Annotated in this window: 21 protein-coding genes; 13 read left to right on the forward strand and 8 right to left on the reverse strand. The window is 47.4% G+C overall.

Annotated features, from left to right (window positions below; genetic code table 11):
* The first annotated feature begins 50 nt into the window (after positions 1-50).
* The 6 genes from dapC (at position 51) to dapD (ending at position 5,645) form a co-directional block, all read left to right on the forward strand.
* A complete protein-coding gene (gene dapC / locus B067_RS0113050; protein WP_019530527.1) occupies positions 51-1,253 on the forward strand; it encodes a succinyldiaminopimelate transaminase in 1,203 nt (400 codons plus the stop codon).
* A gap of 35 nt (positions 1,254-1,288) precedes the next feature.
* Positions 1,289-1,942, forward strand: coding sequence for an endonuclease III (gene nth / locus B067_RS0113055; protein WP_019530528.1), 654 nt, complete (start codon positions 1,289-1,291; stop codon positions 1,940-1,942).
* A 185-nt stretch (positions 1,943-2,127) separates the two neighbouring features.
* The gene (locus B067_RS0113065; RefSeq protein ID WP_019530530.1) at positions 2,128-2,424 is read left to right on the forward strand and encodes an STAS domain-containing protein; all 297 of its coding nucleotides are present in this window, start codon (positions 2,128-2,130) and stop codon (positions 2,422-2,424) included.
* Positions 2,425-2,426: 2 nt separating this feature from the next.
* Positions 2,427-4,088 carry a fused response regulator/phosphatase gene (locus B067_RS0113070; protein WP_019530531.1) on the forward strand — a complete coding sequence of 554 codons (1,662 nt, stop codon included), beginning with the start codon at positions 2,427-2,429 and terminating at the stop codon, positions 4,086-4,088.
* Between the two features lie 148 nt (positions 4,089-4,236).
* The gene (locus B067_RS0113075; RefSeq protein ID WP_019530532.1) at positions 4,237-4,581 is read left to right on the forward strand and encodes an ArsC family reductase; all 345 of its coding nucleotides are present in this window, start codon (positions 4,237-4,239) and stop codon (positions 4,579-4,581) included.
* 29 nt (positions 4,582-4,610) lie between these two features.
* Positions 4,611-5,645, forward strand: a complete 1,035-nt coding sequence (dapD, locus tag B067_RS0113080; RefSeq protein WP_019530533.1) for a 2,3,4,5-tetrahydropyridine-2,6-dicarboxylate N-succinyltransferase — start codon at positions 4,611-4,613, stop codon at positions 5,643-5,645.
* Between the two features lie 71 nt (positions 5,646-5,716).
* On the opposite strand, the gene B067_RS0113085 is transcribed toward dapD, so the two are convergent.
* The gene (locus B067_RS0113085; protein ID WP_205619981.1) at positions 5,717-6,778 is read right to left on the reverse strand and encodes a cyclic nucleotide-binding domain-containing protein; all 1,062 of its coding nucleotides are present in this window, start codon (positions 6,776-6,778) and stop codon (positions 5,717-5,719) included.
* 130 nt (positions 6,779-6,908) lie between these two features.
* On the opposite strand from B067_RS0113085, the gene dapE reads away from it, so the two are divergent.
* From dapE to B067_RS0113100, 3 genes are read left to right on the forward strand one after another with little or no spacing between them, the layout of a single operon-like run.
* The gene (gene dapE / locus B067_RS0113090) at positions 6,909-8,051 is read left to right on the forward strand and encodes a succinyl-diaminopimelate desuccinylase (RefSeq protein ID WP_020700308.1); all 1,143 of its coding nucleotides are present in this window, start codon (positions 6,909-6,911) and stop codon (positions 8,049-8,051) included.
* 32 nt (positions 8,052-8,083) lie between these two features.
* Entirely contained in the window at positions 8,084-8,920 is an 837-nt protein-coding gene (locus B067_RS0113095; protein WP_019530536.1) for a methyltransferase, read from the forward strand.
* Between the two features lie 7 nt (positions 8,921-8,927).
* Positions 8,928-9,173: a hypothetical protein gene (locus B067_RS0113100; RefSeq protein WP_019530537.1), complete on the forward strand. Its 246-nt coding sequence runs from the start codon at positions 8,928-8,930 to the stop codon at positions 9,171-9,173.
* A 35-nt stretch (positions 9,174-9,208) separates the two neighbouring features.
* Here the strand turns inward: B067_RS0113100 and B067_RS21340 are convergent, their stop codons facing one another.
* Together B067_RS21340 and B067_RS0113110 are read right to left on the reverse strand one after the other, a co-directional pair.
* A complete protein-coding gene (locus B067_RS21340) occupies positions 9,209-14,191 on the reverse strand; it encodes a response regulator (protein WP_019530538.1) in 4,983 nt (1,660 codons plus the stop codon).
* A 57-nt stretch (positions 14,192-14,248) separates the two neighbouring features.
* Positions 14,249-14,866, reverse strand: a complete 618-nt coding sequence (locus B067_RS0113110) for a hypothetical protein (RefSeq protein WP_156820841.1) — start codon at positions 14,864-14,866, stop codon at positions 14,249-14,251.
* A 212-nt stretch (positions 14,867-15,078) separates the two neighbouring features.
* Between B067_RS0113110 and B067_RS0113115 the strand changes: the two genes are divergently transcribed.
* The gene (locus B067_RS0113115) at positions 15,079-16,800 is read left to right on the forward strand and encodes a putative bifunctional diguanylate cyclase/phosphodiesterase (protein ID WP_019530540.1); all 1,722 of its coding nucleotides are present in this window, start codon (positions 15,079-15,081) and stop codon (positions 16,798-16,800) included.
* A gap of 2 nt (positions 16,801-16,802) precedes the next feature.
* Here the strand turns inward: B067_RS0113115 and B067_RS0113120 are convergent, their stop codons facing one another.
* Positions 16,803-17,498 carry a flagellar brake protein gene (locus B067_RS0113120; protein ID WP_019530541.1) on the reverse strand — a complete coding sequence of 232 codons (696 nt, stop codon included), beginning with the start codon at positions 17,496-17,498 and terminating at the stop codon, positions 16,803-16,805.
* A 388-nt stretch (positions 17,499-17,886) separates the two neighbouring features.
* Between B067_RS0113120 and glpE the strand changes: the two genes are divergently transcribed.
* Positions 17,887-18,204, forward strand: a complete 318-nt coding sequence (glpE, locus tag B067_RS0113130; protein WP_026244645.1) for a thiosulfate sulfurtransferase GlpE — start codon at positions 17,887-17,889, stop codon at positions 18,202-18,204.
* A 16-nt stretch (positions 18,205-18,220) separates the two neighbouring features.
* Here glpE and sppA read toward each other — a convergent pair whose 3' ends face one another.
* The 4 genes from sppA to arsC are packed head-to-tail and all read right to left on the reverse strand — an operon-like array spanning position 18,221 to position 21,512.
* The gene (sppA, locus tag B067_RS0113135) at positions 18,221-20,077 is read right to left on the reverse strand and encodes a signal peptide peptidase SppA (RefSeq protein WP_019530544.1); all 1,857 of its coding nucleotides are present in this window, start codon (positions 20,075-20,077) and stop codon (positions 18,221-18,223) included.
* Between the two features lie 9 nt (positions 20,078-20,086).
* Positions 20,087-20,488: a DUF2069 domain-containing protein gene (locus B067_RS21345; RefSeq protein ID WP_019530545.1), complete on the reverse strand. Its 402-nt coding sequence runs from the start codon at positions 20,486-20,488 to the stop codon at positions 20,087-20,089.
* 32 nt (positions 20,489-20,520) lie between these two features.
* The gene (gene wrbA, locus B067_RS0113145) at positions 20,521-21,120 is read right to left on the reverse strand and encodes an NAD(P)H:quinone oxidoreductase (RefSeq protein ID WP_019530546.1); all 600 of its coding nucleotides are present in this window, start codon (positions 21,118-21,120) and stop codon (positions 20,521-20,523) included.
* A 41-nt stretch (positions 21,121-21,161) separates the two neighbouring features.
* Positions 21,162-21,512 (reverse strand): arsenate reductase (glutaredoxin), encoded by a 351-nt coding sequence (gene arsC, locus B067_RS0113150; protein WP_019530547.1) that lies wholly within the window; start codon positions 21,510-21,512, stop codon positions 21,162-21,164.
* A 125-nt stretch (positions 21,513-21,637) separates the two neighbouring features.
* On the opposite strand from arsC, the gene B067_RS20465 reads away from it, so the two are divergent.
* Together B067_RS20465 and B067_RS0113165 are read left to right on the forward strand one after the other, a co-directional pair.
* Positions 21,638-22,495 (forward strand): YihY family inner membrane protein, encoded by an 858-nt coding sequence (locus B067_RS20465; protein ID WP_019530548.1) that lies wholly within the window; start codon positions 21,638-21,640, stop codon positions 22,493-22,495.
* Complete coding sequence (locus B067_RS0113165) at positions 22,492-22,917, forward strand: TlpA family protein disulfide reductase (protein ID WP_019530549.1); 426 nt, start codon at positions 22,492-22,494, stop codon at positions 22,915-22,917. The genes B067_RS20465 and B067_RS0113165 overlap by 4 nt, the downstream gene beginning before the upstream one ends.
* Positions 22,918-22,922: the final 5 nt, after the last annotated feature.

The raw sequence follows: 22,922 nt of genomic DNA on the forward strand, positions 1-22,922 counted from the left end.
ATCGAACAACAAATCGAACTACCAATCGAAAACAGCGAAACGACATCAGCATGAACTCAGACTTACAAAAGCTACACCCCTACCCCTTTGAAAAACTTAACGCCCTCAAAGCCGCGGTAACGCCACCGGTAAACTTGCCGCATATAGCGCTATCTATAGGCGAGCCCAAGCACCCTGCACCCAGCTTTGTTACCGAAACACTGGCCAATAATTTATCACTGCTAAGCAACTACCCCAGCACCAAAGGCCTGCCCGAGCTGCGCAAGACCATTGCCGACTGGGCCAGCCAACGCTTCCAATTAGCGGCAGGCAGCCTTAACCCAGAGCGACACATACTGCCGGTCAACGGCACCCGCGAGGCGCTGTTTGCCTTTACCCAAGCCGTGGTTAACCGCAGCGACGATGCCTTGGTAGTAACACCCAACCCTTTTTATCAAATCTACGAAGGCGCTGCGATGCTGGCAGGCGCCCAACCTTACTACCTACCTTGCTTAGACAGTCACGGCTTGATACCAGACTTTGATCAGGTAGACGCCAGTGTTTGGCAGCGATGCCAATTATTGTTTTTATGCTCGCCGGGCAACCCTACCGGCGCAGTCATAGACACCGCCACCTTGAAAAATCTGATCGCCCTAGCCGACCAATACGATTTTGTTATCGCCAGTGATGAGTGTTACTCCGAACTGTATTTTGATGAACAACAGCCCCCCGCCGGTTTATTACAAACCTGCGCCGAACTGGGCCGCAATGACTTTAAACGCTGCGTGGTATTTCACAGCCTATCCAAGCGCAGCAACTTACCGGGCCTGCGTTCGGGCTTCGTCGCCGGTGACGCCGACATCATGCAAGCCTTTTTGCTATACCGCACCTACCACGGCTGCGCCATGCCCATACAACATCAACACGCCAGCATCGCCGCCTGGCAAGATGAAGCCCACGTCAAACAAAACCGCGAGCTATACCGGCAGAAATTTAGCGCCGTGCTGGATATTTTGGATGGCTGCCTAGACGTAGCCAAACCCGATGCCGGTTTTTATCTATGGGCCAAAACCCCCATCTGCGATCAAGACTTTGCCCAGCAGCTGTTTGCCCAACAACATGTCACGGTATTACCCGGCCAGTTTTTAGGCCGCGAAGTGGACGGTTATAACCCCGGCCAGCAGCATATACGCATGGCCTTAGTCGCCTCGTTAGACGAGTGCATAGACGCCGCCCATCGCATTAAAGCCTTTGTCAGCAGCCTTAAGCTATAACCGTAGCCCTAATAAAAAGACAGATGCCACTACTTATGCTAAAAGCGCAGCGGGTTGCTTACATACTTGAACAGCTACAGGTTTTATACCCCAAGCCGCCGATACCGCTGGATCATAAAGACCCCTACACCTTACTGGTGGCGGTGCTATTATCGGCGCAGTGCACCGACCAACGCGTCAACACGGTAACACCGGCACTGTTCAAGTTAGCCGACAACCCCTTTGCCATGGCCAAGCAGTCAGTAGCGGATATCAAAGCCATTATTCGCCCCTGTGGTTTATCGCCACAAAAATCCAAGGCCATACAAAAACTTTCCGAGATGCTGGTGGAATTTCACAATGGCATCGTGCCCGCCGACATGGATGAACTAGAAAAACTGCCAGGCGTAGGCCACAAAACCGCAGGGGTGGTAATGGCCCAAGCCTTTAATATACCCGCCTTCCCTGTAGACACCCACATACATCGTTTGGCACAGCGCTGGGGGCTGACCAATGGCCGGTCGGTAGTACAAACCGAAAAAGACTTAAAGCGACTCTTCCCCCAAGAACGCTGGAACAGCCTGCATTTACAATTCATCTACTACGGCCGCGAATACTGCTCAGCCCGTGGTTGTGACGGCACCGTATGCCCACTATGCCGCAGCTGTTACCCTAACCGCCGCAAGGCTAAAAAAACCTTAAAAGCCTAAGCCACAGCCGCCAGACACAATCTGTATAACCCAAAAACAGGTATATTCCCCTACTTGGATTGCAGCACTGCCTAGCGGTATTAAAGATGGCAGGAAGTTGCTATTGCCTAACATAGGGCTAAGATTAATCGAACAGCACCAAGCCAGCCCATAACAACTAGCCACCCCTCTGATCGGAACTAAACATGCCCATCACCTCAAGCCAGCAAGGCCAAGACCTCACCATCACCTTAGACGAAAGCTTTAATTTTGATGCCGTGGAAAATTTTCGCGAAGCCTACAGCGACAAAGACGCAGAAGTGTATATAGTTGATTTTAGAGCGACAGAATATATGGACAGCTCCGGCCTAGGCATGCTGCTAAATATGAAGCGCTACCTCAGTGAAAAAAACATCAACACCATAAAACTCATTAACTGCCGCCAACAAATTAAAAAAGTATTAATAATCTCTCGCTTTGAAAGCAAGTTTATTATTACTTAATTATGAATATTCTACTGGTTGATGACAGCCACTCCATCACCGCCCTGCTGGAGTGCATAGTGGAAGATTTGGGTTATCAAGCCTTGATTGCCAAAAGTGGCGAGCAGGCTATAGAAATAATCAAGTCACTAAAACAACTTCCCGACCTAGTCATTCTTGATATCAAGATGGGCGGCATGGACGGTTACGAAACAGCCAAACAACTGAAAGAACTAGCTGGGGAAGTACACTTACCCATTATTTTTATCACCAGCGCTAGCGACAACAACACTCAGACCAAATGCCTTTCTATAGGCGAAGATTACATACCTAAGCCCTTTAGTGTAGAAATTGTTGTTATCAAAATAAAAAGCCAGCTCAGGGTTAGCCAGCTTACCAAAAAAATGCATGCGACTAATCTCGAATTATTGCGCCGCGATAAGGACATCAAAAACGAACACCGTGTCGTAGAAAGCATTTTCACCAATCAATTTCAAAAACAAATCAACCACCCCCATGTTAAATACCATATGTCACCGGTATCGGTATTTAATGGTGATGTCTTACTAGTAGCTAACGGCCCAGCCGACAATACCTATCTGCTTATAGGCGATGCTACCGGCCATGGTTTAGCGGCCGCCGTAGGTGTCATCCCTATTTATTCAGCCTTTCGCACTATGGCTAGAAAAGGCTTAACCGTAGGCACCATAGCCGCCGAATTAAATAAAAACTTATTGCAAATACTACCCGATCACATGATGTTGGCGGCGGCCATACTAGAAATCAACACCCACACCCATCAACTATTTATTTGGTCTGGCGGTGTGCCTAACGTCATTATTGATAATGGCCAGGGCAGCATAAAAACGATTATCCCCGCCTTCCATCCACCACTAGCCTCTTGCAGTGAAGAAGAGTTTTTACAGCATATAGAGATTTACGAGCTCGCTGAAAATGACCGTATCTACTTATTTACTGACGGTATAGAAGAGTCCAGAAACCGCAACGATGATATGTATGGCGAGCAGCGCTTGCTAGCACTATTCGACGGCCACAGCCCAGACGTTTATGACAATATTTTAAAATCCCACGATGAATTCACCTTAGGTACCTCACAAGACGATGATGTCACCCTAGTAGAGTTCACTTATCACAGCTTAAACGAAGCTGATAAACAAAAACCTCCCCACGTCGATCATAAAAAAATACTGCCCTGGCAAATGCACTTTCACTTACAGCCCGACACCCTACGCAACAACGACCCCATCCCCCACATCGTCCGCTTTATTAACAGTGCCAGCGAACTTAGCGCGCACCAAGATTTTATTGCCACTATTTTAACCGAACTGTATAGCAACGCTTTAGAGCACGGCCTGTTAAAACTAGACTCCAACATGAAAAACGATAGCGAAGGCTTTATTGATTACTACCAGCAACGTATGGAGCGCTTGGCGCAGTTAACAGAAGGTCACATCGACATCCATTTACAATGCAGCCCCTCTGCACAACACAGCCACCTAAGCATCAGCATTAGTGATAGTGGTGATGGCTACAACCAGGCCGCAAGAGACAGCTTAAACGATGACGTCAGCCACGGCCGCGGCTTATCACTAATTAAGCAGCTATGCAGCAGCCTAGATATTTCTGATGATGGCAAAACCATAGTCGCCGTCTATCCATTATAAGCCGCTATAAGCCATTACTCGCGCAGCCCAAAAACCCTACTACTCGCAGGGATACACAACTTTTTATCCCCCTTAACGGCTACAGCCTAGCGGCTGACAGCGGTTTTTTGCTATCCTTGTTTTTTGTAAACAACACTCTGGATACACTGTGGTTACTCTTTACGGTATAAAAAACTGCGATAGCGTCAAAAAAGCCCGCAAATGGTTAGACGCACACGATGTAGACTACCGCTTTCACGACTTTCGCAGCGATGGCATCAACGCACAGCAAGTCGATGGTTGGCTGGCCGCACTAGGCTGGGAAACCTTAGTCAATAAACGCAGCACCACGTGGAAGCAGCTTAGCGAAACTACCCGCAACGCCATGGATACCAAGCTGGCTGCTAGCGTACTGCTGGAACAACCCACCCTAATCAAACGGCCACTACTAGACAGCGGCAAGGGTTTGAGCGTGGGATTTAAAGACAGCGACTACCAACAACTTTTTACATAATTCAATACTACAACAACAGGTAATTAAGCATGAGCTCATTATTCAGCATCGGCCTAGGGGTCGGCACACAAAATGCCAAAGGCGAATGGCTAGAAGTTTTCTACGCCCTACCCGTATTAAACCCTTCGCAAGCCCTAAGCAAAGCCGTGATAGCAGCCACCGATTACCAGCAAGGTAATCAGGCGCTAAACTTAGATAAAGGCCAGCTAGGCAGTTTAGAAGCTAGCTTGCGTGCAGCCGGTGAAGCGGCTCAGGCCGACATTGTCAACGCCATGAAGCAAAGCAGCCGTCCTTTAGTGGCCACTATTTTAGCCAGCGATGACAGCCCTAGCTCTATCCCTGAAGGTTATTTAAAACTGCACCTATTATCACATCGCCTGGTTAAGCCACACGGCGTTAACTTAAACGGCTTATTTGGCGTACTGCCCAACGTCGCCTGGACCAATAAAGGCGCGATAGATTTAGACGAACTACCACAGGCGCAATTACTAGCACGCCTAAACGGTGAAACTATCAGCGTTGACTGTGTAGACAAATTTCCCAAAATGACTAACTACGTAGTGCCCTCCGGCGTGCGTATAGCCCACACCGCCCGCGTACGCCTAGGCGCTTACATAGGAGCAGGCACTACCGTGATGCATGAAGGTTTTGTCAACTTTAATGCCGGCACCGAAGGCCCAGGCATGATAGAAGGCCGGGTATCGGCTGGCGTATTCGTAGGTAAAGGTTCTGATTTAGGCGGCGGTTGCTCCACCATGGGTACGCTGTCTGGCGGCGGTAATATTGTGATATCAGTGGGCGATGAATGTTTAATAGGCGCTAACGCTGGCATAGGCATACCCTTAGCCGATCGCTGCATCGTGGAAGCGGGTCTTTACATCACCGCTGGCACCAAAGTTATTGTGTTAGACGATAAAAATCTAGCGGTAGAAACCGTTAAAGCTCGCGACCTAGTAGGCAAAACCGACTTATTGTTCCGCCGCAACTCACTCACCGGCGCAATAGAATGTAAAACCAATAAAACCGCGATAGAACTTAACGAAGCCCTACACAACAACGACTAGCCTAATCACTAGTTCACAGTCTCTAGTCTCTAGTCTCTAGTCTCTAGTCTCTAGTCTCTAGCGACTGTGAACTAGAGACTGTCACTTTCCTCCATTAAAAATACCTTGTAGCCGGCCTGTTTTAATAAATACAGTGCTAATTCGCCGCGCCTGCCGCAGCCTGGCGCAATAATATAACTATTGTCAGCACTGAAATTTTTCAAATGTTTGCGTATATACGCGATGGGGGAGTTTTGCGCCTCGGGATAATGGCCATGATTGTATTCCACCGCTAAACGCACATCTAAGTAACTGCGCAGTGGCTCGGGTATAGCGGCTATTTCTTCTGCTGATAAGCGATGAATTAAAGGCTGCTTAATAATGTGATCGAACTGTTCTTTGGCCAAACGCCCTAGCACACCATCACTGGCCATCACTACAGTGGCATTGCGTGGGGTATCGGCCACCAGCGCTTCATCACCAAAGTAACAGCCAGCACTCAAATCAAAAGTCTCGCCCTTAAAAGGCCCGCCCGTACTGGTAAGCACCTGTGCCGTACCTTGTTTAAGCAGGTAAAAATAATCTCCGGGGCTGTGTTCTTTAATCACCACCTCCCCCTGCTTAAGCGTTATATCCTCCATCACCGAAAACAACTGCATCATGGTTGCTGCAGGGATATGCGCGGCCAGCGGGGACTTTAAAAACACCTCAGACCAATCATCTTCATAATCGTCATCTATGGCCACATCACCCAGCTCTACTTCTGGGTCATCGTCCATATGCACCACCCGAAAAGCTTGGCTCTCACTCCAGGATAAAAACTGCTCTACCACCGCCCTACTCACGGTTAATATAGCGCAATCCGGCCCCGCCTTAATGGTGCCGCCCTGCGCTAATAATTCATCCAGTGGGTTGCTGCTATTGGTTGTAGTCAGTTGCTGACGCTGTTCAAAAGAGATACGGTGCTCCGCCTCACCCGCCAGCAAATAATGGTAATAGCTGGCTGAGTTATCGCCGCGCTTAATAATGGTACTGCCTAGTTTGGGATGCTTAAGCTTGACCTGCTCCAGTAGCTTATCCAGCAAGTGCTCGGCAATGACATTGAGTGGATACAGGGTTTGCACCCGGCTCTTGTCCAATAATTGTTCACTCACTCGCATAACGACCTCTATTACATGCTCTATCTATTACCCTAGCACTATTCCACTAATTTGTAGCAAATTGCATAACAGTGGAATAGCAGCATGATAGAATAGCGCTTTTTACAATTTTGGAATGCATACTATGGCGCAAAACTCAGCCACCCTAGCCCTCACCTGTGAATTATTGAGCAAACAATCCATCACCCCAGAAGATGACGGCTGCCAAGATTTAATGATAGCGCGGTTAGCAGCCATAGGTTTCAAGATACAACGCTTACGCTTTGGTGAAGTGGACAATTTTTGGGCCGAGCGCGGCGAGTCTGGCCCTATATTATGCTTTGCTGGCCATACCGATGTGGTGCCTACCGGCCCTGCCGAGCAGTGGAAGTTCCCGCCCTTTGAACCCACCCTAGACGACGATGGCATGCTCTATGCCCGCGGTGCCGCCGATATGAAAGGCAGCCTGGCCGCCATGGTGGTGGCCTGTGAGCGCTTCGTGGCCGAACACCCCAACCACACTGGCCGCATCGCCTTTTTAATTACCAGCGACGAAGAAGGACCCGCCACTAACGGCACCGTTAGAGTGATGCAGTGGTTGCAAGAAAACAACGAGAAGATTACTTGGTGTGTCGTAGGCGAACCCTCTTCTACCCACTTAGTAGGCGACGTGATTAAAAACGGCCGCCGTGGCTCCTTGGGTGCCACCATTACCGTTAAGGGTATACAGGGCCATGTTGCCTATCCACACCTAGCGCAAAACCCCATACACATGGCGGCACCTGCCTTGGCCGAATTGAGCAATGAGTTATGGGATGAAGGCAATGAGTTTTTCCCCGCCACCTCTTTTCAGATTTCCAATATCAATGGCGGCACCGGTGCCACCAATGTAATACCCGGCGACTTAACTGTGGTGTTTAACTTTCGCTTTTCTACCGAGTTAACCGATCAGCAATTACAAACCCGCACCGAAGCCATACTCGACAAGCACCAACTCAACTACGACCTAGAGTGGAACCTCAGCGGTCAAGCCTTTTTAACCGCCGAAGGGGATTTAGTGGAAGCCACCGTCAAAGCGGTTAAAGACGCCAACGGCCTAGACACTGAATTATCTACCGCGGGCGGCACCTCCGATGGCCGCTTTATTGCGCCCACCGGTAGCCAAGTGGTAGAACTAGGGCCGGTGAACGCCACCATACATAAAGTGAATGAGTGCGTAAAAGCCGCTGACCTAGATACACTCACCACCATGTATCAAGGCATAATGGAAAACCTGCTGGCCCGCTAAAGCGGCTAGCACTCTATACCTACTATAGCCTTATGAAAATACTCTGCCCACAGTGCCAACACCCCTTACAGCAAGCTGCCAAGCATTGGCACTGCGAGCAGCAGCATCATTTTGATAGTGCCAAACAGGGCTATACCAACTTACTGTTGGTACAACATAAGCGCTCAAAAATTCCCGGTGACAGCGCCGATATGGTTAACGCCCGCAAACGGTTTTTAAATCTAGGGCTATACCAACCGCTGGCCGACGCCATTAATAAGCTGGTGCTTAATCACGCCATCACCCACTCACCGCTACGTATCATTGATGCCGGTTGTGGCGAAGGTTACTACACCCAGCAGTTAGCTCAGGCATTACAGCGCGCGAATATTGCAGCTGATATCACCGGCATCGATATTTCCAAATTTGCCGTCAAAGCGGCCGCAGGACGCAGTAAGGATATTCAGTGGTTTGTCGCTAATAGTAGCCATATACCGGTGGAAGATAATAGCTGCGATGTATTGCTCAGTTTGTTTTCACCACTACCCGAAGCCGAATTTGCCCGTGTATTAAAACCCAATGGCTTGCTTATTGTGGCCTCAACCGGGCAGCAGCATTTATTGCAATTACGTGAGCAACTCTATGATCAGGTCAACAGTGATGTGTTAAACCCCTGTGATAAATTAGCGGCGCAATTCAGCCCCAGCCATCAACAAGCCATAAACTATCAGCTAGACTTAACTAGCGGTGACGTTATTAGCGACCTTTTGTGCATGACCCCACACTACTGGCGCGCCAGCCCAGAAAAAAAACAACAACTCAGCCTATTGCCGCAACTGCGCGTAAACATAGATATCAACCTCTATGGGCTACAGTTGATAAGCCGATGAACCACTAATGTTTAGCACACTACTTAACGACACTAGAAAAATTTTAAAGCTCTATGGCCTAGGGGCGCTAGGGTTTTTTATGGGCGTGGGGTTTATACAGTGGGGCAATAGCATGCTGCCCCCCTCACTGCGGCAGGAAGTGGTGGTGCTATTGGGATTAGGGTTGGCGGGCTTAGGTTTTTGCACTGCCATCTTGGGGCAATGCCTGCTGATAGTGCAGCGTTTTAAAAATATGGGAGGGCCTAAGCCCTAAGTCATCAACCACTAGCCTCAATGTAATGGCGTCAACTACGCCAACTCCTGTTCCAACACTGTTTTCAATTGCGCAAAACAATCGACAAACACGGGCCATAATGCCAATGCGGCATCCATGTCATTTTCTAGGGCGTGTAACTCTATAGCCTTAGCCACCTCAAAGCTCTGATGAGCGCTTAAGTTACCCAGTGCCCCCTTGATTGCATGGGAGCAACTGCGTAATTCTTCCAGCGACTGGCTGTTGAAAGCAGCATCTAAACGCTGTAGGTAGTCCACCGATTCCTCCATAAAAATACCTATCATCATTTTTAAGCGTTCGGGTTTACCTCCCATGCGTTTTAAAGCGCCGTCTTTATCCCAAACAACCGCCGCTACGCTCTCAGTATTTTTTTTCGCGTTTATATCCACCTTAACCTCATCATTCGAAATATAATGCCCTTCGCCAAACCATTTATAAAACATGGCCGCAATTTTATGGTGTTCAACCGGCTTAGCGATGTAATCACTCATACCCATGGCTAAGCAATGTTCTTTATCGCCCTTCATAGCATTGGCCGTCATAGCAATAATAGTTATGGTTTTATTTCGCTCACCCGCCTCACCGGCACGTATACGCTGGGTGGATTCATAGCCATCCATTACCGGCATTTGGCAGTCCATTAACACCAAATCATAAACCTTATTTTTTAATAGCTCTAGAGCCATGGCGCCGTGGCTGGCAACATCAACCTTGCAAGATAAATCCTCTAACAGACCCAGCGCCACCTCCTGATTAATATAATTATCCTCTACCAACAAGACTCTTTTTTCTTTGACCACGGATTCTAATAATAACGACTGCACATTATGATGCGTGACTAAGGGCTGCGCGTTTTCTAACGCACTGCCACCATCAATAACTACATTCAAGGCATTAAATAAATCCGTACTGGTTACTGGCTTGGGAAAGTAGGCTGAAAAACCTATATTAGAAAAATATCTAGCATCACCGCGCTCAGCCATAGAGGTCATCATAATCATACGCATACTATCAAAGCGTTTATCCGCTCGTATACGTCGCCCCAGCTCAGCACCATCTATATGCGGCATGTGCATATCGAGTAACGCCACATCAAATAGGTCATCTACATTCTGCTCTAAAATTTCTAATGCCGCTTCGGCATTGACGGCTTCGGTAATATTGCCACCCCAGCTGGTAAGCTGCCCCTGTAATACTTCTCTGTTGGTAGCATTATCATCGACTACTAACATTTTTCGCCCAGCCATATTGATAACAGGGAGTAGACCCGGCACATGCTGGCTTTTTTGCAAACGTACGGTAAAGCGAAACGTACTGCCCTTGCCCACTTCACTGCTGGCCGAAATTTCGCCGCCTAGTAGCTCACAAAGCTGCTTACAGATGGCCAAGCCTAGGCCAGTACCGCCATACTCTCGGGTAGTCGATGCATCAACTTGGGTAAAGCTATCAAACAATGTCGCAATCTTGTTCTCAGGTATACCTATACCACTATCGGTGATAGTGCCTATAAACAATAAATCATCGGACTGCTCCTGCAGCTCTGCATGAATTAATATTTCACCCTGCTCAGGGGTAAACTTAATCGCGTTGCTTAATAGGTTATTAAATATTTGCCTCAGCCTACCAGGGTCACCCATAACCATGGCTGTTGCGACTTGCCGGACATCTAAAATAAACTCTATTTGTTTTTCTTGCGCGCGCAAGGCCATAGCATCGCTAATGTCTGTCAGCTGACTAATAATATCAAAATCTATGGACTCCAGCTCCAGCTTGCCGGCATCGATTTTAGAGAAATCTAAAATATCATTAATAATAGTGAGCAAAGATTGCGCACTACTTTTAGCCAACGTGGCGTAGTGCATTTGTTGTTTGGACAAATGGTTACGCATTAATAAATCCAGCATCCCCAACACCCCGTTCATAGGAGTTCTTATTTCATGGCTCATGCTGGCTAAAAATTCAGCTTTTAATTTAACTGAGGTTTGTGCCTCGGCCAAAGCCTGCTCGCGCTCCGCCTCTAATTGCTTGCGCTCGTTAATATCTTGATGGGTACCGGACACACGCAGAGGTTGCCCCTTAACATTACGCTCTACCACCATGCCTCTGGCCTGCACCCAGACCCAGCCGCCATCTTTATGCCGCATACGGGCTTCACCCGTGAATGAATCACTCATGCCAACAAGATGCTTATTTAGCGATTCATTATTTGATACCATATCATCGCGGTGTATAAAACCTACCCACTGATCAACACTCAGTGGACTCAACTCAGTTAGGGTATAGCCCAATATTTCAGCGCCGCGCTCATTGATAAACATTTCACTCGTCGCAACATCCCACTCCCAGGTACCGACGTTGGTGCCCTTAATAATTTCATCTAGGCGTTGTTTTTCTTTAGCTCTTTCGGCGTTGTTTATTTGCCGCTCTTCTTCTAATTTAGACTGATCACTAATATCCCTGATAATACCAGTAAATATTTTCCCCTCATCGGTATCGATCTCTGAGATAGATAAATAAATAGGGAATTCTTCACCATTTTCTTTTCGGCCAGAGAGCTCAACCGCTTTGCCGATAACGTTATGCGCACCGGTTGTTAAATACACATCCATACCCTGATTATGTTTATCAACATATTTCTCTGGCATTAAACGACTGACAGGCTGGCCTATAATATCGGACTCTTTATAGCCAAAAATATTTTCCGCTGCGTGATTATAGGATTGTATACAGCTTTTTTCGTCTATAGTGATCACCGCATCAGCCATAGAATTAAGAATATTTTGCAGCCGTGTAGAAGCATTATCAGATGCTTTTGTCAGCTTTTCTTGGCGCTGTGATTTATAGTCTATTAAGGCTAGCAAGTTGTGAAAACTTCTGGCCATCACCCCTATTTCGTTTTCCGAGTGTATGGGCAAATTATTAACCTTGCCGCTAATTTCATAGCGCTGTAACTCTGCAGTCATTTGCGTCAGGCTGTTAATCAAACGGCGAGAAACCAGTATCGCTATAGCCAGCACTAACACCGAGAGAGAGATAGCCAAAACAATACTGCGATCCCTCACCTCTTGTATCATTTTTGCCCCGTCAACAACATCGACCGTTAATAATAGCGACAGGGGTTGGTGTAGACCATAAGCGGAGAAATCTAGAGGGGTATAAACCCCTAAATACTCTTCATCCTGTTGACCACCTTTAATACGTTCAATACCAAACCGCTGCTCAAAAGCCTCACTTAAATCGGGAAAATCCTGTGGCAAACTACTTCCCAAACCATTGCTAACACCTACAATTTTTTCTGGATTGGGATGAATTAAATAATCGCCTACGCTATTGGCCAAATACACAGTATTAATCGAAGTAGATCGTATATGGATGGCTTTTACGACTTCAGTAAAGTTCACCTCTATAATGATTGCGCCAAACAACTCACCCGTTACCACATCGTGAACCGGCGTAGCAACGGTAAGCCCTAAAGTAGAAATATCTGTATTTTCCCGCTGAGCGTTTATTGTAGAAAAATAAACTTGCCCGGGATTAAGCGCTAGGGTTTTGTGATAAATATCGGTAGCGCCATAATCCTTATAATTCGTCTCGGCTACTAACCTAGCACCACTATAATCATTCATTGCGGCCGCCAGCTCTTTGCCGCCAGCCTTACTTACATAGGATATTCTAGCGTAGACTGGCCTGACTTTGAGTACACCGATAAAGATGGATTCCAGCCTGTCGCGCCACGGTGTTATATCTTGCAGCCTACCTAGATTGTTAGCTTCGGCTATAGCCTGCACGGGTGGGGTTTGACTTAAAAAACTAACACCATCAGCAGCGTTTTTATAAAATTGTTCTAGCTCTGCCCTGATTAAGATCGAGTCATGATTTAAATCATCTAGCTCCTTATCTTCAACAATCTGACGGCTTTCCACATAGAAGGTTAAGCCTACTGCCAAGGCAACAGATAGCGCCAAAAAAAACGCGAAGGCTGGTAGCTGTATATTTAAGGTTATTTTAGGCTTACCTACATCCAAAATATGTAAGCCTACATCCTCTTCATGGTTTGATGTGGTCGACTCTTGTTTGAGTGACGCCTCAAGTTCTGGTGACTTATTGCTAATCAAATCTATTAGCATACCCAGTAATACAGAGACATAAGCCAATATTTTTAAAAAATGAGCAATGTTGAAATGGTTATCGAATAATTGTTTAGATCCCAGCGCCATATGTAATTGGGTGGCCAGCTCAGGAATAATGCTGAGCATTAGGGCATATCTAACTATCGTTTTATTGCTGCGATACCAAGCCCAAAACAAAGCCCCCGCCAATATAAATAAGGCCAGGGGTAACACATCGTAGGGTCTAGAGAATAAGGCATTGGGGTAGGTGGTTTGCGGCAGCTTATCAGTAGACGTAGCCCATGCTATCACCACCGCACAAATCAATAAAAATCCGCCACCGAAAGCCGACAGTATTCTAAAACCATACCTACTATAAGCAGGGCGCGGAGAAGATTGTTGCTGGCGTATAAGCCACATACTCACCAAGGCAGCAACAATCAAAATAGCGGCATTAAAAACCCTGGATATGACCCAAGTAAAGGGAATAAAATCACTATCGCTAACATTGGCTTGTACGATGCGCGTAGCGGCTAACGTATGGAATGCGTCCAGTACCCCTGCGGCCAACAGGGCCAACCCTATTATAGGCACGGTTAAATCGCGGCGTATGACATAATGAAACAACGACACTGCCGCGGTAATCACCGCGATAGTCACCGCAGTCCATTCCAGCAAAGCGTGATGCAAGCCTCCAGCAATGGCATAAAAAATAGCGTCATCCTTTATCGCCTGACCTGCCGACAAAGGTACCGAGCGAGAAGAAAAATCTATACCTGCATAATTTAGCAAACAGGGTAACAGGCATATCAACACGGCTATCAGCAACCACAACGGCCTATGGTATTGACCTCTGGCGAAAAATTTTTGCCTGGCTCTCTCTAGCATTGCGTACCCCATTCGTTACCGTATTTCTTATTGGCTGCTTAACTTAGCCGGTGCCCGCTATTCGCTTGCACGCCCTCGAATTTTAATAGTTATGGTCTCTTGGCCATCTACCGCACAATGTGCTTGATACCTTAAAGCCAAGCCTTGCGGATTTTGCGCATCAAAGGGTATGGTAAAAATTTGCTCAGGCAAGCCCTGATCACTAGGTCTAGGATTATCCTCCAGCATGAGCACGTTTAGCATAGTGCGTGTCTGCTTTTGTAAAGCGGTTATACAGAGGGGCCAAGCGGCACTGGCACTAATCGTTGGCACTGCCGACTGCAGGCTACTCACCACAGGCTCAGGCGCAAACAAATATTGCTCATTAAGCAAGCTGGGCATGGCTCCAGCTACCGGATAGCTGTATGACAGGTTATAGGTTTTACGGTTTTTATCTCTGCAGGTGATCACGAAGTAATAAGCCTCAGCGGTGGTTTTCTCTACCACCATAGAACCCTGTATAGCCGTGACGCAACGCGGGGAACGCTCTGCCTCAACCGCGGTGCTGAGTAATTTATGCTTAGCCTCTGAGTAACGCTTAGGCACCCACACCTGGCTTTCAGTGATGGCCCAAGCCATCGAACTACCGTACAGCCACAATAGGCTGCATGCGGTTAATTTATTAACAAATGCCATTAAAACTCTCGTATTGGTCGATTACTGTACATTTCATAGCCAAAAGGCGTAACTTTTCATATAGTTACAGTCTTGTTCCATAACCACTAACTTTAGCTTATAAAAAATAGTTCGCCTATAGCTTATCAATGTGTTGCCGCCCTAACCCTAGGGCACTTGTTTGGCTATATTGAAGACTAATACCGTTAACAATGAATCTTTAAGGATGATACATGTCAGGCACCTGCGTTAAGGCGTTGTTCATTAATAGCAGTCAACACTATAAGCAATTACTCATTAAGCTCAGCAGTCAATTTGAGCACAGTGACATAGAGCTATGCCATGCCACCAGCGCGGCATCAGCCCAAGACTACTTAAATAACAACCACTGTGACATTTTGTTAATAGGCACAGAAGCCGAAGTAGAACAGCGCATGCACTTACTCAGCAGCCTGCGCAGCGATGACAGCTATGTGCCTGCAGCCTTGGTATTAAACCACCATAAACAACAGCCAGATCAGCACACGTATTTACAATCCGGTGCGGCCGACAGCATAGCCATACAGCAACTCACCCCAGCCTTTCTCGAGCACAGCATATGTTACGCCATACGCCACAAAGCCGATGAAGTCCGGCTGTTAAGACTCGCCCACCACGACTCACTCACCGGTCTGGCCAATCGTCTAGCCTTCAAAAAGCAATTGCCTAAGTTAATGGTTCAGGCCAAGCGCTCGGGCCACTTGCTTGCACTGATGATAGTTGACTTGGACAATTTCAAAGTCATTAACGATGCCCTAGGCCACGATGCAGGCGACCAGGTATTACTGGCCGCCGCTGAAAGCCTACAGCACAGCATACGCGAGAGCGATCAGGTGGCGCGCCTAGGCGGTGATGAATTCGCTATTATTGCCACCCAATTACGCAGCCCGCAAGATGCCGCCACCCTAGCCAGAACAATCATCAACCGCTGCCACTTTCAGCAGCAGGGGCCTAGGGTAAAAATCGATGTCAATTGCAGCATAGGCATAGCCCTCTATCCCACTGATGCCACTGAGCACAGCGTATTACTTAAACACGCTGACAATGCCCTGTTCAAGGCCAAACAAAGCGGTAAACGGCAGTTTTCCTTTATCGACCAAGAGCTGAATTTTAAAGATAAATTTCAACACACCCTAGATAATGAGCTTAAACACCCAAAATTTTTACAACAGCTGCAACTGTATTACCAACCTATAGTCGACACCCACAACCAACAGCTAATCGGTGCCGAAGCCTTACTGCGCTGGCACAACCCCAGCCAGGGCCTGCTAACACCCGATAAATTTCTACAGGCTGTAGCCAGCAATGGCTTAATGAACAAAGTGGGTAACTGGGTAGTACACAATGCCTGTATGCAACATCTGCAATGGGTCAAGCAGGGCTTACCGCCTATAGCAGTAGCTGTCAATTTAACGGCACAGCAATTAGAGAACTCCTATCTCATCAATGTTATAAAAAAGCTGATGCGCCACCAACAATTTAACCCGCATTATTTGTGTTTGGAACTCAGTGAGGCCGATGCCTTTAAATGCTCCGACAAGGTACAAAGCAGCCTTTACAAATTGCATGAGCTAGGGGTGCACTTAACCATAGATAATTTTGGCAAGGATTACTGTTCGTTAACCCAGCTGCACCGCCTGCCTATAGACTCTATAAAAATTGATCGTAGCTTAATTCAACGGGCGGAATACAACGAAGAGTACGCCGATGTCACCGAAGCCATCATTCAACTGGGCAAGATCTTAAATTTAAATATTATTGCCCAAGGCATAGAGAGCAGTAATAGCATGGACTATATACGGCAAAGAGACTGCCATCAGGCACAGGGGTTTTATATCGCTAAGCCCTTAAGCAACCAGCACTTTATCCACTGGCTAGATGCGCGGCAGCAGCCGCTAACCAGCAGCAGCCATTAAGCTTATATTTTTAGACGGGGTGCCGAGCATAATAATTGCCTACCCTGCAATTCCATTTGATAACAAAAAGCCTGTAAGAAATAACTATCGATGGCCGGCAAGCCTACAAACCGCAAGCCGTAAGCAAAGGGATAATCGGGGTGGTCACTGCTAATAGCAGAGGCCTTAACCACTTTCGCCATAATCGTCATATCACGCTCTAAGCCAGGTAGGCTTAGCATCACCCCCAAGCTAATCTGGGTCACCATGGCGGTCAGTTCTTTTTCAACCACTATGCGCGCCCCTGCGCAGCTTACATCTAAGATATGGCCATGCATGGTGCTGGTATCCATACCTAAAGCGGTTTTACCCACCACTTCTATAGGTTGATCTACCGGCATCCGTGGTTCACTACGCTGCGCGGTATAATCGAGTTTGCTGGGATAAGCTAACACTAAGTACGGCGATGAACCTGTCACCAACTCATCAATCTCCGTTTCAAAATAGGCATAACCCAAGGCTAGGCTAATCGCGGCTTCAATTTTTAAACCTTGATGCAACAACACCTGTGGCGGCTTATTCACTAGCTCTAGTATTAAGCGCTGTGGCTTTTGATAACCTATCAATTTAGCCCGACACTGATGGCGTTTATAATCCTGACCAATAAGAATAACATCGAATAAACTGGCTATAGGGAGTTTTAATTCTTCAAATCGCATAGTAAAGCGTATCTCTTGTGTGCTAATACTTGTGTACTAACAAATGCCGGATTACAAAAATCGGATTATAGAGTTCAAATCATATTGAACGGATAATATAGGCTAACTAGACAATATAGCTGAATCTCTTACGGCTGTATTGGCTAATTAGTAATAAACGCTTTAAGCGCGTGACGTAACGGGATTATCTTCGCTGTTAATTTTTACGCTTTCACCGACCTCTCTAGACTCAGGCACTTGTATTACTAGGCCTGTTACAAAATCTGTGGGCTTAGGCATCCCTTACCCCTCAAGGTAATGACTCAAATTATTGTTATATTCAGCTGCTATCGCAGGCGACGGGCCGTATAATAATGGCCTTTATCACCAAAAACCACAGGCCAGCCCCATGACCTTTAAACGCCTATCCATTGCTGAAAGCAAAATACTAGTCGATGAGAAAGACGCCACCTTGGTGGATATACGCGACCAAGCGGCTTTTTTATCGGCCCGTATTGCGCACGCTATACACCTAGATAACAACACGGTGCAGGATTTTATCCAGCAACAAGATCACAGCAAGCCCTTGATCGTGTATTGCTACCACGGCAATAGCAGCCAGGGCGCAGCAGATTTTTTTGCCAGCCAAGGCTTTGCTGAGGTTTATAGTATGGATGGCGGCTTTGAAGAATGGCGCAGCCAATACGCCATCGTATCAGAGCAGTAAACGTCTAGAGTACCAACTAGGGCGCCACGCACTCGCTGCAGTGCGCATACAACCCTGCGGGATCATTCATACTCTGTAAAAACTGACTGGCCTCTTTAAACGGCGCCAGCAGTTGCTGCAGTTGGCTGGGCAAGGGCGAGCCGAAGACCCCTTGCATAGGCGGCACAAACACCCGGCCTAGTTGCCGCAAAATTTGCTCTTTAGGCGATAGCGGCAGTTCTATTATCTGATCGCGATAATTCGCTAAACTCGCTAATTTTGCCGCTGAATCTATCGCCTGCTTTAATCCCCCTAGGCCGTCAACCAAACCTAAGCGCTCAGCATCCTGCCCCGACCACACCCGGCCCTCGGCTATATCGGCGACCTGCTCTTCACTCATGTCGCGGCCCTGCGCCACAATAGAGAGAAACTGCTGATAGCCATGCTCTATATTTTTTTGTATCGCCCTAGCCGCCACCGGATTCATAGGCCTATCCACTCTAAACGCATCAGCTACAGTGGTAGTACCCACGCCATCATTGTGTATACCTAAACGGTTAAGGCTTTTATCGATTGTGGGGAAAGCTCCAAAAATACCTATAGAGCCGGTTAAGGTGGTGGGCGTAGCCCAAATAAAATCCGCCAAGGCAGAAATCCAATAACCACCCGAGGCCGCCATACTGCCCATAGAAACCACTAAGGGTTTGCCGGAATCTTTTAACAGCTCTAGCTCGCGACGAATCAACTCTGACGCAAAGGCGCTGCCGCCACCACTATCCACGCGCAACACCACCGCTTTAACGGCGTCGTCTTTACGAGCCTGCATGATTAACTCACTGAGGGTATCGCTGCCTATGCTGCCCGGTGGTTGCTTGCCGCCGGTAATAGTACCCGCCGCGACGATGACGCCTACTACATTTTTGCTTTGCTGTTTTTTCAGCTCATGCTTTTTTAGCCACACATAACGCTCGAAGGCTATGCCTTGAAAGTTACCATCGTCGTCATCATCAGCACCGGCAACTTCAATAAGATATTGGTTAATTTCATCACGATGCTTTAAACCATCGACCAAGCCTGCCGCCACCGCAGCTTTGGCGCTATCGCCATTATGGCGGGCTAACAGCTTATCTATGTCATTGACGTAGGTATTAACATCTTCAACGTCTAGCTCACGGCGCTGTGCAATAGTAGCGCCGTATTGCCGCCACAGTTGATTCAACCAAGTTAAATTGGCCTCTTTCGCCGGTTCAGACATGCTGTTACGGATAAAGGGCTCTAAGGCGGATTTAAATTCACCGACGCGAAACACATGAAAATCTATAGATAGTTTATCCAGCGCTTCTCTATAGTAACTGCGGTACACACCATAGCCCTGTATGGCCACGGCACCCATGGGGTGCATATAAATTTCATCGGCTTGCGCCGCTAATAAATATTGATCTTGGCTATAGTAATCCCCTATCGCAATAATTTTTTTACCGCTATGGCGAAACTCAGCCAAAGCCACGGCCACTTCTTGCAGTTTACTCAAGCCACCACGCATTAAGTAATCGGTTTTTATCACCAGGCTATTAATACGCGCATCATCTTTAGCCAGCAAAATAGCGTCTATCATATCGGCCAACAGGGTTTCCTGCTCCCTGGGGTTATTGTCCCCCATAAAATCCACTAGAGGATCGATATAACTGAGCTGCTCAACTACCGTGCCTTTAGGCTCAAGTATTAACGCGCCCTGCTCCGGTATGGTCGGCATTTTTTTGTTGGCAAACAATGAAATAACAAACAGCAACATCAATAGAAAAACACCATTGACTATAACCAACCGCAGCCCTGTAATCAGGCGACCTAAAAAACTAAAGGTTCTACGAATTATGCCTGGTTTTTTTTCTGTCATAGGATTTCCTTATACATCACTTTGATTATTATCAGTTGCACTTAGCGCTGCTTTTAACGCCCGTGAGCGCCAGCGTACATACATCATCCCAGCGCTAAATAACAACACGATGAGTATAGGTTCTAAAATATTGAGTGGCGTGCTACAGCCTAAGGCGTTGGGCACCGCCGCTAAAAAATAGCCCAACAACATAAAACACAGCCACACATAGCTGCGCACGTGTTGGCGCATAATACTGGGCAAAAAAGCCAGCAGAGGTAACAAATGCAATGCTGCTATAAATAAGTTAGCCGAACGGCCACAGCTGGGGTACATCAATAAGGTCAGCACATACAACAGTAGTAAGCTGGCATAGCAAAACAGTACCGTATAAAAAGAATAGCGGCTTAAACGCTGGTATGGGTTTGTCATAATTAACCTACGGACTGATGCGCTACACACGCTTATTGTTGAAGTTGCAAAGCCAGAGTGGCCACGCGTTTACCTAAAGCTAGGCACAGCGCCTGCTCATCACTATCTAAGAGGCGGCCACTTTGCCCCGCCAAATGAGAGGCACCATAGGGGGTGCCTCCGGCTTGTGTTTTCATCAAGCCCGGTTCGCTGTAAGGCAAGCCCACTAACACCATGCCATGATGCATTAGCGGTAGCATCATACTTAATAAGGTGCTCTCTTGGCCGCCGTGCATGCTGGCGGTAGAAGTAAAGACTGCCGCCGGCTTATTAATTAGCGCGCCACTTAGCCATAAGCTAGACGTGCCATCAATAAAATATTTTAAGGCCGCTGCCATATTACCAAAACGTGTAGGGCTACCTAGCACTAAACCTACGCAGTGCTGTAAATCCTCTTCGCTGCAATATAAAGGCCCTTCTGCCGGGATATCATCACTCACCGCCTCACATTCGGTAGATACCGCTGGCACGGTGCGCAAGCGTGCCTCTATACCTGTAACCTGCTCTATGCCGCGGCAAACTTGCTGCGCCATGCTGGCCACAGCGCCGTGGCGGCTGTAATACAACACCAATACATAAGGCTTATTCGTCATGCTTAACTCTATTATTTTGTTTTAAGGTGATAAGACAGCGGCTATAACAGGCTTAGTACGTTTTCGGGTGGGCGACCCAATATCGCTTTTTTGCCCTTCACCACTATAGGGCGCTCGATTAATTTAGGCGAGGCCACCATGGCGGCAATAATTGTGGCCTCATCTAAACTGGTATCCGATAAGCCATGTTCTTTGTATGCATCCTCACCTTTACGCAGCAAGTCTCTAGCGCTGATACCTAGTTTTTTTAATAAGCCAGCCAGCTCTTCTGCGCTGGGGGTATCATCTAAATACAACACCACTTCTGGGCTTACGCCTCGATCTTCGATTAGCTGTAAGGTTTGGCGCGATTTTGAACAACGGGGGTTATGGTAAATGGTTACTGTACTCATAAAAACCTCTGTCTCAAGTTAGTTATCTCAGCTTATGGCTAGCAGTAGCGGCTAGCTTGGTTATACTGGCAGCCGCAACGCTAAAACAAAAAGCATTATACATAAAGGACACCGTAAAAAGGCCTATGCTACGCAACCATCACGCTTTTAAATTTATTGCCTATGTTATACGCCAGTATATTAACGATGGTTGTAGCCAACGCGCTGCCGCGCTGACCTATACCAGCTTATTTGCAGTCGTCCCGCTAATCACAGTGATGTACTCGGTGCTGTCGTTTATCCCTCAGTTTCAACACCTGGGCAGTGAAATAGAGAGCTTTATTTTTGTGCATTTAATGCCCAACTCTGGCCAAAATGTGCAAAGTTATATACACAGCTTTTCACAGCAAGCACGCCAGCTTACTAGCGCCGGTATAGCCTTTATAGCCATTACCGCCTGGTTAATGTTGCGCAGCATAGAAAGTATGTTCGAAACTATATGGACAGCCTCCACCAAACGCCGCGGCTTTAATAGCTTTATTATGCACTGGACCATATTAAGCCTAGGCCCCATTTTTTTAGGCTTGGCGCTGTTGGTTGCCACCTATTTAGCATCGATCAAATATATCCACAGCTTCAGCGACTTGCTTTTTGCCACCCCCATACTGCTTTACCTAGCACCCTTTGCCTTGATGGTTATAGGCTTAACGCTATTATTTGCCTTAGTACCCAACTGCCCAGTCAAAACCAAACACGCTCTTATCGGCGCGATGCTCACCACCACCGCCTTTGAAGCGGCGCGTAGCTTATTTAGTTGGCTGGTAGGCTTTACCAGTTTTGAATTAATTTACGGTACCTTTGCCGCCATCCCTTTATTTTTAATCTGGATATACACCAGCTGGTTAATTGTCTTAGCCGGTGCTGAGTGGGTACATGCCTTGGGCTATTATCCCGGCGATACTATCCCTAACCCAGACCATAAAGCCAGTGAGCCACCCCCATGATATTACGCCTTAGCCTAGCCCTGCTGCTCACCGTTATCAGCGCCTGCGACCCAGCCAAGCCCACCACTCACACGGACTTAAGCCTATACCCAGGCCAATGGTTGTTTATTAACTACTGGGCTAGCTGGTGCAAACCCTGCCTAGAGGAAATTCCCGAACTCAACCGCTTTGCCCAGCAACAGGCCCAGCAAGTTAAAGTGTTTGCCGTTAATTTTGATGGCCTACAGGGGGATGAACTACAGCAACAGGCGCAAAAATTCGGCATAGACTATATCGTACTAGCGCAAGATCCGGCCCCAGCCCTTAATCTCTCGTTACCCACCGGCCTGCCTACTACCTATGTTTACAATCCCGAGGGCAAGCTGCACAAAACCCTGCTGGGGCCACAGACTATAGACAGCTTACTCGCTGCCATGCAGTAACAGAG

This window comes from Dasania marina DSM 21967 (genome assembly GCF_000373485.1).
Lineage (GTDB): Bacteria > Pseudomonadota > Gammaproteobacteria > Pseudomonadales > Dasaniaceae > Dasania > Dasania marina.